Genomic DNA, 11,595 nt, shown 5'->3' on the forward strand with positions numbered 1-11,595 from the left:
CGTCAATATCCCATCTCGGATGACCAGCCAAAGTTCTCCAGGCGCTATCATAACAAGACATTTCCCACAGCTCCCAGGGCTTATCAGTTTTCGAAGCATCAATCGCATATTCAAGCATTGAATCAGCGTGCACGTGTCTTTTATTGTCTGACATTGTTTAATCCTCACTTTTAGGTATGCCAATCATTTTATTTAAATCTTCAACTTTTACTGACAATGAAGTATTTATAATTCTCACTTCTTCGGACGGAATTAAATCTTTCGCTTCCGGCCAGACTTCAACGAGTTTTTTTGTTGTTGTGACTGAATTTAAAATGGCGTAAACGTTATTTTTGATTTCATCTTTCTTATTGTTTAGCTCACTTAATTTTTCTTCTATCTTCGTAAATCGAACAGAGAGTTCATGTTCAGCATTAAATAAGCAATGATCTCTTGCCGGTGTAATCAAGCGTATTCGATTTTCGTTTTCATCGCGACCATAAGCCAGCCACATTTGTCGACCGCCAAATCCGACAAGTATTTCTTCTGACTCAGCTCCAATGATGTCAATATGTCTATCTATATTCCTATTAAATTCTTTGATTTGATCAAGAATATTTTCGTATAGTTCATCCCAATATTTAACTTTATCTTCACCGCCAAGCGCGGTGACTCTGATGTCTTTTGCTAATTGGCACTTATCCAATTCTATTTGCTTGAATCCTTCTTCGATTCCGGCTAATGACAAAGCATTATTGACTATTTCTTTCTTTAAATCTTTAGTTAATTTCTTTGACATAATTAGTCCTCTCACTTTATTAATTGCATTTAATCAACCGGCCACACCGTCAACCCGAGCAGGAAAATTCAAAAAATAGTTAAAATCAGCTCCAGCTCTTTCAATGCAAACCGGATAATCTTTCCCGGTTTTATATTGAATTTCTTCTATCACGCCTAATTTCGATAAATCATAAACAAATAATTCTCCTCCTCCAATCGTGTAAAAACCTAGTCTTTCTGACGGGCATAGATTTAGCATTAGTTGCAATTTATCAAGCCATTCTATTTCTGTTTTATTTAATTTACTCATTAATTGTCCTCGTTAAAGACTGGCTTCCGTGCCGATGTTTCCCTATTTTCCCAGTGTGGCGAAGTAATCAACTCACAACAGCCCACTCGTAAATGAGCTGGAATTAGCCAATTGGCAATAAAAAACCCCGAATTTTCGAGGTCATTTAGAGAATGCTTACCATTTCTTTTTGGGATTTCGCTGGTGCGCGTGATTGACAACATGAAACATCGCATCATTTTTGGGAGTAGGTTGTTCTTTTTCGTGATCCCTCGGAAGAGAAGGGCTAGTAATGACTTTAGCTATTTTTTTCTCCATAAAATGCATATGCTCAGGAATTCCATTTCTTGGATCAGGAGGTCCGCATTCACCTTCTGCCTCAGCTATATTTATATATTCCAATCTCTTACGAGCATAAAAAGCATCCTGCTTTAGTTTTCTTCTAGCTTTTGAGTTTCTTCCTCTTGGCAAGAAAGTGACTTTGGTCATATCACGCCCTCACTGTTATTGTTTCCCTTTTTTTACCACTAACAGAATAAAGTTTCACCTTTGGTAAGCAACAATTATCAAAGCTGGGTGTTGGCTCTTGTTGTTCTTCGTTGCCTTTAAGTTGAGTGACTAAACTGGCTATTACGTTTGCGCTATCGTTTTCAAGCTTGCGATTGAGAGTTAATACTTGACGCGGCTCGGTTTCTACGCCAAAAGCTTTATCGATAACATTCTCAAGAGCTTTTATTTCAGACTTGCGAATGTGTTCTTCCAAACGATTGCGAGTAATTAAGTTGCCACGTTCATGATAGCGACGCATCTTTGAACTCAAACGACCACTAGTCGGCAAGATAGTGATATTTTTCATTTTATTACCCTCATCAGTAAGTTTTGATGGTGTTGTGATCGCTGTGTTGTGGCTCTATCACAGTTGCGCCTTCCACAGTCCTGATACAGCCTCATCTGTGAATGAGTTGACTGATTACTTTTAGGCTCAGTCACAACACCTCAAAACTCACTTGGGTATAGACTCTCCACAAGGGCGGAGCATTCATTGTAGGTACTACTATGATTTAACTTAGTCTCGAATCATCTACCTGTTCGTGCGCCGGTAGCGGCTACTTCGTGGGCTTTCCCTGCCTTTTCGATGATTAAACTATACAAGCATTACTTTATAAAAACAAGAATTACTTGTTATTTTAATAAGGTAAAACTTGTAAATTCATATATTATATTGTTTTTAAAGTATTTTATTTTTTACTAATTCTTGGAAATGTGACTAATTAGTCATTCTTAGATGGGGGATGGAAGAATGTAAGAAAAAAAAGCCACCGTTAGGTGGCCTAGCAAAACCTATTGTGCTTTTTTTCTAAAGTTATCGTCGTCTCTCACAAATTCAAAAGCATCAAGAATAATTCCTGTTATCCTCAATATATCTTCTGGAGCTTCTATAAATATTCTTGAGTTGCTGACAGATAATCCAGCCCTATTAACTTCATTGGTTAATATTTCAGTTAACTCAATGGGTATCTGAATGTAAGGTTTATTCTTTTTATCAAAGTATCGTATTATCCATCTATTTGATTTTCCTTGATAAAGAACTCCAAAATAAGATTCTGTATCTTTGTATTGTAAATCTACATCATCTCCAACTATTGATTTCGCTTTTTCATACAGAGTGAATTCGTTTTTGGTGGTAACAATATTAGGATTATCTGGATCTACTATCTCATCTGGTTCTTTCGGATTATCTTGATGCTCTATTTCGTCTTGAACCCCATCAATTGGAACATGTCTATTTGAAAGGCCAGAAACTACCATTGCGCTAACAGATTTCTCAACAGCCTGTTTTACCAAAGGGGTGATTGATTCAATGAAACGTTGATTTAACTGGCGTTCGACATTAGATCTACTAGCAACATATCTTACAAATTCACTATCAACATCTTTCAAGCTAGTACTGATTGTTTTAGTGAAGACAGATAGGTAGACACTTTCTTCTGCAAGCGTCCTTAATGCCTCTGGCTTGAATTTATCATGTCTAAATCTATAGAGCTGACCTACATCTGCATCACTAACTTCATCCATTTTTATGCGTAAAAATGGTGCAGAATCCATTACGTTTTTTTGTTTTAAGTCGGTAAAGAAGCGCCATTCTAATCCATTTGTAATTGCTGAAATGGTCACTTCTGGAGTGGAGTTAAAATATCTGGATAATTGAGGGCAGTGGTTATCTAGCTTTTCGCTATACCCTTTTGCTTCAATAAACATGACGGGAACATCTTGGCAGAATAAGGCATAATCAACCCGCTCATTTGCTTTTGCTCCGGGGAAATCCGCCCCATACTCGGCTTTAACTTTTTGTGGGTCATACGGACTAAACCCAAGAATATCTAAAAAAGGCAATATTAATGCTTGCTTAGTTGTTTCTTCGGTAGTGCAGTGTTGACCTACGTTTTTAACGTGGTCAACATGATGTTTTATTTTTATCTTAAAATTGTCCATGCCATAACCTTAATAATCTAAAACGGAATACCAAAACATTCTTCCGATGATGAGCACTTGATCCTCATCTGTAACTTCATCTTCGTATTCATCACGGTTGTAGCTTCTGATAAGTATTTTTCCTCTTGGGCGTCTATAGAGGCATTTAAGGCGTTTTAATCCATCCTGTTCAATTGCATATACTTTTCCATCAATAATTTTTTTATTAGAGATATCAATTGCTATTGCTGTTCCATTTGGAATAACTGGCTCCATGCTATCGCCTTTAGCTGGAAAACAAGCAATTGTAGAACCATCCGTTGGGGCACCTATTCGCCGTAATGTTGATTTGGAAAATCGTAATTTATATCCGTTATAATCCACATCAATACACCGACCAGCACCGCATGCGAATTCAATATCTCTTAAAAATGGTACCTCCACCTCGTCGTTGTCTAACGGCGTACTACTATCCCATGGCGCAATGGTTGTCCACTTGCTCTCTGGTGGAACTTGACCAGTATCCTTTCTTAATGCTTGACCAAACAAAAGCCAATTCACATCAGTATCAAGAATAGATGCTAATGCTGTTAATCTTGACTTTCTTGGTTCTGTGCTTGATTCCCACTGTTGTACTGACTGTGGAGTGACACCAAGCATATCTGCCAGTTCAGCTTGAGTTAATTTTTTTGCAAGTCGAGCTTGCTTGATTCTTTCATGCATCGTTTTCATGTCTCAAATATACAAGCAACACTTTTATTTTCATAGCAAGTAAAACTTTACTTTTTAAAGTTTCCCTTGTATTTTATTTAGTGACCATTAGTGAAAAAGGGAAATTCATATGAGTGTACTGGAAGCAACGATCAGAAAAGCTGGGGGTGTTCCAGCGTTAGCTAGAATACTAAATGTTAGAGATCAAGCTATTCGGCAATGGATTAAAAAAGGGCGTATCCCCCCAGCGAGATATGCTCAAATCCATGAGCAGCTTGGTATCCCTTTAACTGAATTAGTCAAAAATAAATAATCTTCCACTATTTACAATGAATGCCCCGCCCGTGTGGGGAGCCTGTTTTCTAACCAACCTGATAACTTCGGGTAGGCCCATCAATTTGTGAACCTCTTAATGAGGAGCACAAATCTGCATCAATCTTTTTGGTGACTAATACATAACCATCACCTATCTCATGATAAGTGATATTTTCAACTATCTATTAAATAAAATTAACCTAAGGAAAGTATGACATATGGATATCGCAAAAACTCGCACTAAAGCGCAGAGGTATGAAGATGTGATCCGTAACGGGATTGCAGCGAAGGGCAACACGGAAGTTGCAAAGATGGTCGGAGTTCATCATTCACAGATTAGCCGCTGGATATCTGGCAACGATTGCATGTTGAACAAATTTTGCAAAGTACTTGAAGCTATTGATTTTGAGAACCCATCTCAAACGGTTGCTTTTCACGGAGAAGAAGCAAAAGAGGCAGCAAAAGCATTGTTGCAGATGCTTGAGCACTTAAGAGAAAGCGCCTCGTCTGCTGGAACAGATGAGGCGCAAAACACTAACATAACGAGATAATCATGACAGAGAAACCAATTATTTTCAACGGTGAGATGGTGAGAGCCATATTGTCCGGGCGGAAGACTCAGACACGGCGGCCTGTTAAGCCGCAACCGAGCGAGCTTCAGGAATTCCGGGGCTGGATAACGAGCGGCGCATTATCGAAAGATAGCGCTGTGTTTGCTGAAGGTGAAAGTCCTCCGCTAAAAAATGTTCTAAGTATTCGTTGCCCGTTCGGGAAAGTGGGCGATCGGTTGTGGGTAAGGGAAACTTGGGCTCATTACCAAGTTATTAATTATCGCGGTTGCACTGACGGGCGTTCATTTAGCGAGGTAAGTGACGGATTTGCGGCGTATCGAGCTGACGGGTTCGAGAGTATTAGCGAAATGAAAGATCACATTCGACTAATGTCAGAATGTGATTTTGAATGTGTTGAAGTTCGTAATGGCAAGTGGATTCCGTCAATTCACATGCCGCGTTGGGCCTCACGTATCACGCTAGAAATCACAGATATTCGAATTGAGAGGCTGAATGAAATCAGTGAAGAAGATGCGATAGCTGAAGGAGTAACAGCGGGAATTTGCCCAGGACATGAAAATATTATGCATCGTGTTGCGTTCCGTGAGTTGTGGGAATCTATTTACGGAGCTGATTCGTTCAATGATAACTGGGTCTGGGTCATTGAGTTTGAGAGATTCAAGCAGTTACAACAGGAGATAAAAGAACCAGAGAGGGATCGAAATGGGTAACGTTGCATACGCTAATTTTGGAGCGAGAAAGACTTCAAGGAGCACACGGATGGAGAACCAAAAACAGGGGCATTTCGCTCTGTTCAGGAGTCTTCTGTCCACGGAATGGGCTAATGATACTGCTAAATTGGCCCTGTGGGTTCGATTGATTGGGATGGCTCAATACAAGCCCCGCAGTGTTGAATTTAGCGGCGTTCAGTGGGAGTTGGGATCGGGTCAATTGGTGACAAAAATCCCCATTCTAGCCAGGAAGCTCAGAGATTCTAAAGGCAATGAGAAGACACAAAAACAGGTTAGAGACATGTTGGAATTCTTTTCCTCTGAGGGGATGTTAACGTTCAGTGGAAACCGGCATGGGACAGTGATCACCATCACAAATTACGCTGATTATCAGGGTGATTTTGAGGTAACAAACGAGGTAACAAATCAGGTAACAAACAAACCCAGTGATGACGCGGCTTTAGAGCGAAGTCAGGTAACAAAGTTGGTAACAAATCAGGTCAAACAGAGTAAGAAGTTATTAGAACAAGAATATATAACTACATCTAACGATGTAGTTGGTGAGTTTTCTGATGAAAACAACCCGCATCAGTCTGTCAAGAAATCTCAGTCTAAAAAGATTATACCGGTTCCCTATCAGGCCATGATCGACGCCTATCATGAAATTCTGCCAGAGATGGCTAGGGTTACTGTCCTGCGAGACTGTAGAAAATCCAAGATGCGCACGTTCTGGCAACGAGCCAACAAGGAATACCAGACCAAGCACAATAAGCCGTTTACTCTGGAGAACTGGAAAGGCTATCTGGGCTACATTGCTGAGCACTGCCGCTGGATGATGGAGGATAGGCCGAACGGTAAGGGCGGCTACTGGAGAGCCAAAAATTTAGATTATCTGATCACTGACCAATGTTACGTATCCGTCAAAGAGGACAGAGCGAATGACCGTAAACAGCGTTAACCAAGTCCCCCACAGTACTGAAGCGGAACAAAGCGTTATCGGTGCGTTACTGCTAGACCCTCAAAGCGACAACTCGCAGTATGTATTCTCAATGCTTACCGCTGATTCGTTCTACATGGCATGGCATAAACGTATTTACGCCGAAATGCGAACAATGAACAGCAAGAACCAGGCAATAGATATTATTACTGTGGATGACAGCTTGAAGCGTTCAGGTGAGGCTGATCAATCTGGTGGGTTCGCATATCTGGCTGAACTATCCAAAAATACGCCAAGCGCCGCTAACATTGTCGCTTATGCCAGGCAGATCCGCGAGACAGCCGCAGCGCGTTACGCTATTGAGAAAACCAATGAAATTCAGCGATTGTTGATGACGCCTAGTACCCTCACATTTGCTGAAAAGATGGACATGGCGCAGAGGTTGATCAGTGAAGCGTCGGAGAATGGCACTACAGGCAATAAGACCGGGCTCAAGCCCATTAGTGAGATTGCTGATCGTTGGTTTGAAAAACTTGAGGCACGGTTTAACAATCCCGAATTGCACCGGGGGTTGAAAACTGGATTTCGGGATTTTGATGAAATACTTGCCCCCAAATACATCGTTAACGGTTCTCTGTTTGTAATCGGTGCGCGGCCAAAGATGGGGAAAACCACAGTATTAACCGAGATGGCAAAAAATGTCGCCAGCAGTGGTCAACCCGTTTTGCTGTTCAGCATGGAAATGACGGACGAGCAACTATTCGAACGGATGGTGAGTCAGAAATCAGGGCTAAATTCTGATGTGTTCTATGGTGGCACTGATGACGATTATGAGTGGGCTCTACTCTGTCAAGCAATCGGTGAGCTGAAAGATACTCCTAATGTCTGGATTGATGATACACCTGGAATGTCATTCGCTCATATCCAGTCACAGTGTCGTAAAATCAAGCGTAAAGTTGGCAAGATAGGTTTTATCGGTGTTGACTATCTAACACTGATGAAGACTGAGAAAGCGGATCGGAATGATATTGCGTATGGCAACATCACAAAGGGCCTCAAGATACTGGCAAAAGAACTCGACACTGTTGTTGTTCTGCTAACCCAGCTTAACAGGAATATCGAGGAACGTGCCAACAAACGCCCAATGCCATCTGACAGCCGAGACACAGGCCAGATTGAACAAGATTGTGATTATTGGATGGGCGTCTACCGTGACTCGGTTTATCAAGAGAGATCGGACAAGACGCTGACAGAGTTGATATTGCGCCTCAATCGCCACGGTAAAGCTAACACTGTGTATGTCGAACAAAAGGGCCTTTGCTTGTTCCATCTCGATCAGATCGAGGGTGAGCGTAGAGCTAAGTGTAATGAAGACAAGCCCAATAAACCCTACAGGAAGGATTTTTGATATGAAAGGTACAACACTTAATGAACTAAACCAACGCTGGTTTGAACAGAGAAAAGCAACACACATGCGAGCGTATAATGCTGCGGGAAGACCAGATAAAAAGCGTTGGACTCAGATTGTCGCCGCTCACAAAAAGCGAGTATTGCGTCGCAGGGGGCTAATAGATCGCGCTGCGAGAGTCGCATCAAAGCTCAATGACATAAATTTTTGGGGGCAGGCAATTCGTAGTAACAGGCAGATAAGTGGACTATCTCAACAAGTTTATATATTCGGAAATTCCGGCAGTCCCAAACAGAGGAACTTTTGATATGGAATGGATTAAATGCAGTGAAATGTTACCCGAATTAAAAGATGATTCAGTTTTAGTATGGTTTTCTGATATTAATTCTATGGATATGGTTCATATAGAAGATTATTTCAAAGATATAACTGCCGGTTTTGATGATGAAGGAAATCAACTTTATACAAAATGGTATATCACTAAAAAAGTTACTCACTGGATGCCACTGCCAAACCCACCTGAGGATGAAGTATGAAAGAAAAACTTAAGCCGTGCCCGTTCTGTGGTGGAGAAGCTGCCAAATTATGTACTTCATGGAAATTGGTAATTGTGTTTTGTACTACATGTAAAAACCAGACTGCGAGATGTTTATCGCAATCTGACGCTATTCAAGCTTGGAATAAGAGAGTAAATGAAGGGGGATAAATGGAAGCTGATTTTTGTTTTCACGAATCAAATAAATCACAAGCGTGGGAAATATTGAAAGAAACACTTCAGACGAAACAGCCGCACCGCATTATTATTAAGCCGTGGAAATCCACCCGATCATTATCTCAAAATTCGACTGCGCATATGTGGTTTGGTGAGATAAGTCGTTATTTGAAATCCAATGGCGCTAAATTTTCACCAGAAGAAGTTAAAGAAATGTTGAAGCATACATTCTTGGGCTATGAAGTTATCGAGATAATGGATGTCACTACGCAGCTTACAGAGCGTGTCAGGACACTTAAGCGGACATCAAAACTCGACACAGGGGATATGTTTCAGTTTATGGAAAGAGTTGAACAATGGGCGGCTAGTATTGGTTGTTTCGTGACAATACCGGATAACAGCGAATATATGAAATTAAAACAGGAGCAAGATAAATGATAGCGGGCAATAAACACTGGTGTAATTTCTGCGGTAAATCGCAAGATGAAGTAAATGCAATAGCCTCGGGAATGAATAACAGTGATATTTGTAATGAGTGTATTATCCAATGCGTTAATGTATTAATCAACAGAAAGTCGGATGAAATAAATGAGTCAACAAACATCACAGACTCAACGAGTCATCAATAATCTGATATATAAAGTGCCATCTAATAAAAAATCAAAACCAGTTCCTACAGAATCCGAAGTTGAAACATTTGACTATGTTTATCAGCTATTGAGAGCAAAGTGGGATAGACGGAGAGATAGAAATGAAACTAGAAAAAGGCAAGGTTTACGTTGTTGCAATAGATTTCTACATGAAACACGACAGGGCTGAATATCACTCAACCCGATATCGGGATTCCGATAACGAGCCGCTTCATGACATGATAATCAGAATGATAGACGGTGATTTAGAGGTTGGTCTATTCACCACGCCTGAAATTATAGGATTATCTGAAACTCAAGAAATCTAGGAGCTGGAATAATGAAAAAACCGGTGAGGAGAAAGTGTAAAATATGCTGCGAATGGTTTATACCAAGGTATTCGAATATATATTGGTGTAATCCAGAACACGGAGCGGAATTAGCAATTAAGAAGCGGAATGGAGACAGGGAAAAAGCAGAGCAGGCACTTAAAAAGAAACAGCAGCAAGAATTAATAGAACAGAAAGATAAACTCAAAGCCCGTCGATTAGCAGTAAAGCCACTTTCATATTTCAGAAACCAAGCACAGCAGGCATTCAACGCATTTATCAGAGAAAGAGATAAGTACCAGCCATGTATTAGTTGTGGGAGATTTCATAATGGGCAATATCACGCAGGGCATTATCTAACAATTAAGGCTCATCCAGAATTGAGATTTGATGAAGATAATGCTCATAAGCAATGTTCTGCATGTAATAACTATTTATCAGGAAATATAATTAATTATAAACCTTGTCTGATTGAGAAAATTGGGCAAGAGCGATTCAACAGATTGATGTCTCATCATGCTTTGCAGAAATGGAAACGTGATGATTACGAGCAGATCCGCGATTACTACAAAGAGAAGCTCAGGAGCTTAAGCAATGACAATCTTCACTGATATATCAGCCGCGATAGAAGAAGCCAGGTTCAGGAGCGGTATTACAGGCAGGTCATTTGCTGTTATGCAATGCAAATATGGTTCACTGAGAGTTATTCAGGATCGGATAGTCAGGGGCAAAAAACACTCAGTCATGTTTTCAACTAAGTATGACAAATGTCATTCAGTTCTCCGGGGGTAATTGATGAGGCACAATGAATCATTCTCATTATTGGCCTATATTGCCAATAATAAAGATCTTCGCCGAGCATGGGGAAAAGGCTGGAAAACAATAACTCCAAGTCAGCGCGTTTGGGTTCGTTACATGCTGATGATATGGGGTAAGCAGCACAGCGGAAGAGAGGAGCCCAGTAGTGAATGCAGTGTTATCGGTCGTCTTATGATTCGTACTGAATGGAGTGACACAGAAGGCCAGCGGATCATTAAAGTAGTGAAAGATTTGCATAAGTTTGGATATCGTGGAGAAGAGCTATTTAAGAAAGCTAAAGATATTCTTTCACCCAAGCAATCATTAAGCGACATCATTACTCTCGCCAAAGAATCAGATGATGCCGCTTTTATTGAGAAAGTATTAAATAAAACTTTCAAAAAGGGTAATCCCGTTCGGGATATTGCAATTAAACGATACTGTGAGCGCAAAAACCCGCAAAAGATTGCTCGTGAGCTTTCTTATCTGACTGGGTGTGACATTCAATATGCAAGAAAGAGAGTTGTATGGTGTGAAGAGCTATTGGAATCAGAAATGTATTACGCTATTAAGCGAGAAATGGAGGGCTGATTTTTATGAATTACGATTATCGCAAAAATATTTTTAAATTAATTGATTTCTGAGAAATTAAGTAGTATTTTTTCTGGTATGCTCAGGAGCAAGAAGCGAAAGAGCCTCATCAACAAAGACACATCGAATATAAAGCCCACATCCCCCGTTCTCAGATAAAAGTTTCAGTCTGTCTAATGGCTGATGTGGCAATTTCAACTACCGAGGATTACTTAGTAGTTCAATTCCAGGCTGCGCATGGCGTGGCCTTTTTTGTATCTGGAGATTTATCATGAGCGAGAACCAACCGTACTTTTACAATCCGAATATGTCTTCTGAATATTTGGAAGATTGGTTAGATAAGCAAAGATTGCATGTCACTTA

The 11,595-nt window shown here is 40.4% G+C and carries 19 protein-coding genes; 13 read left to right on the forward strand and 6 right to left on the reverse strand.

Annotated features, from left to right (window positions below; genetic code table 11):
- Positions 1 to 157: 157 nt before the first annotated feature.
- The 6 genes from LGZ99_RS22120 to LGZ99_RS22145 form a co-directional block, all read right to left on the reverse strand.
- On the reverse strand, positions 158 to 778 hold the full coding sequence (locus LGZ99_RS22120) for an Nmad5 family putative nucleotide modification protein (protein ID WP_262979612.1): 621 nt from the start codon (positions 776 to 778) through the stop codon (positions 158 to 160).
- 33 nt (positions 779 to 811) lie between these two features.
- A complete protein-coding gene (locus LGZ99_RS22125; protein WP_262979613.1) occupies positions 812 to 1,069 on the reverse strand; it encodes a hypothetical protein in 258 nt (85 codons plus the stop codon).
- Positions 1,070 to 1,225: 156 nt separating this feature from the next.
- On the reverse strand, positions 1,226 to 1,537 hold the full coding sequence (locus LGZ99_RS22130) for a hypothetical protein (protein ID WP_262979614.1): 312 nt from the start codon (positions 1,535 to 1,537) through the stop codon (positions 1,226 to 1,228).
- Position 1,538: 1 nt separating this feature from the next.
- Positions 1,539 to 1,904, reverse strand: coding sequence for a transcriptional antitermination N peptide (locus LGZ99_RS22135; RefSeq protein ID WP_262979615.1), 366 nt, complete (start codon positions 1,902 to 1,904; stop codon positions 1,539 to 1,541).
- 485 nt (positions 1,905 to 2,389) lie between these two features.
- On the reverse strand, positions 2,390 to 3,541 hold the full coding sequence (locus LGZ99_RS22140; protein WP_166310748.1) for a type I restriction endonuclease: 1,152 nt from the start codon (positions 3,539 to 3,541) through the stop codon (positions 2,390 to 2,392).
- Positions 3,542 to 3,550: 9 nt separating this feature from the next.
- Positions 3,551 to 4,252 carry an XRE family transcriptional regulator gene (locus LGZ99_RS22145; protein WP_166310746.1) on the reverse strand — a complete coding sequence of 234 codons (702 nt, stop codon included), beginning with the start codon at positions 4,250 to 4,252 and terminating at the stop codon, positions 3,551 to 3,553.
- 109 nt (positions 4,253 to 4,361) lie between these two features.
- On the opposite strand from LGZ99_RS22145, the gene LGZ99_RS22150 reads away from it, so the two are divergent.
- From LGZ99_RS22150 to LGZ99_RS22200, 13 genes are all read left to right on the forward strand, one after another.
- On the forward strand, positions 4,362 to 4,544 hold the full coding sequence (locus LGZ99_RS22150; protein ID WP_166310744.1) for a carph-isopro domain-containing protein: 183 nt from the start codon (positions 4,362 to 4,364) through the stop codon (positions 4,542 to 4,544).
- Between the two features lie 220 nt (positions 4,545 to 4,764).
- The gene (locus tag LGZ99_RS22155) at positions 4,765 to 5,097 is read left to right on the forward strand and encodes a CII family transcriptional regulator (protein WP_262979616.1); all 333 of its coding nucleotides are present in this window, start codon (positions 4,765 to 4,767) and stop codon (positions 5,095 to 5,097) included.
- A gap of 2 nt (positions 5,098 to 5,099) precedes the next feature.
- Positions 5,100 to 5,828: an ASCH domain-containing protein gene (locus tag LGZ99_RS22160; protein ID WP_262979617.1), complete on the forward strand. Its 729-nt coding sequence runs from the start codon at positions 5,100 to 5,102 to the stop codon at positions 5,826 to 5,828.
- A 49-nt stretch (positions 5,829 to 5,877) separates the two neighbouring features.
- Positions 5,878 to 6,786, forward strand: coding sequence for a replication protein (locus LGZ99_RS22165; RefSeq protein ID WP_262979618.1), 909 nt, complete (start codon positions 5,878 to 5,880; stop codon positions 6,784 to 6,786).
- Positions 6,767 to 8,173 carry a replicative DNA helicase gene (locus LGZ99_RS22170; RefSeq protein WP_262979619.1) on the forward strand — a complete coding sequence of 469 codons (1,407 nt, stop codon included), beginning with the start codon at positions 6,767 to 6,769 and terminating at the stop codon, positions 8,171 to 8,173. The genes LGZ99_RS22165 and LGZ99_RS22170 overlap by 20 nt, the downstream gene beginning before the upstream one ends.
- A gap of 308 nt (positions 8,174 to 8,481) precedes the next feature.
- Complete coding sequence (locus tag LGZ99_RS22175) at positions 8,482 to 8,709, forward strand: DUF551 domain-containing protein (protein WP_262979620.1); 228 nt, start codon at positions 8,482 to 8,484, stop codon at positions 8,707 to 8,709.
- Positions 8,706 to 8,879, forward strand: a complete 174-nt coding sequence (locus LGZ99_RS24935; protein WP_166310653.1) for a Lar family restriction alleviation protein — start codon at positions 8,706 to 8,708, stop codon at positions 8,877 to 8,879. The genes LGZ99_RS22175 and LGZ99_RS24935 overlap by 4 nt, the downstream gene beginning before the upstream one ends.
- A complete protein-coding gene (locus LGZ99_RS22180; RefSeq protein ID WP_023043445.1) occupies positions 8,880 to 9,323 on the forward strand; it encodes a YbcN family protein in 444 nt (147 codons plus the stop codon). It abuts the gene before it with no gap.
- Entirely contained in the window at positions 9,320 to 9,514 is a 195-nt protein-coding gene (locus LGZ99_RS24940; protein WP_390894050.1) for a ClpX C4-type zinc finger protein, read from the forward strand. The genes LGZ99_RS22180 and LGZ99_RS24940 overlap by 4 nt, the downstream gene beginning before the upstream one ends.
- Positions 9,474 to 9,704 (forward strand): NinE family protein, encoded by a 231-nt coding sequence (locus LGZ99_RS22185; protein ID WP_262979621.1) that lies wholly within the window; start codon positions 9,474 to 9,476, stop codon positions 9,702 to 9,704. The genes LGZ99_RS24940 and LGZ99_RS22185 overlap by 41 nt, the downstream gene beginning before the upstream one ends.
- Entirely contained in the window at positions 9,637 to 9,843 is a 207-nt protein-coding gene (locus LGZ99_RS22190; protein ID WP_262979623.1) for a hypothetical protein, read from the forward strand. Before LGZ99_RS22185 ends, LGZ99_RS22190 begins: the two co-directional genes overlap by 68 nt.
- An 11-nt stretch (positions 9,844 to 9,854) precedes the next feature.
- Positions 9,855 to 10,454: a recombination protein NinG gene (locus LGZ99_RS22195; RefSeq protein WP_262979622.1), complete on the forward strand. Its 600-nt coding sequence runs from the start codon at positions 9,855 to 9,857 to the stop codon at positions 10,452 to 10,454.
- 184 nt (positions 10,455 to 10,638) lie between these two features.
- Complete coding sequence (locus tag LGZ99_RS22200) at positions 10,639 to 11,232, forward strand: hypothetical protein (protein ID WP_228900518.1); 594 nt, start codon at positions 10,639 to 10,641, stop codon at positions 11,230 to 11,232.
- The last annotated feature ends 363 nt before the right edge of the window (positions 11,233 to 11,595 follow it).

The organism is Photorhabdus temperata (assembly GCF_025384845.1).
Lineage (GTDB): Bacteria > Pseudomonadota > Gammaproteobacteria > Enterobacterales > Enterobacteriaceae > Photorhabdus > Photorhabdus temperata.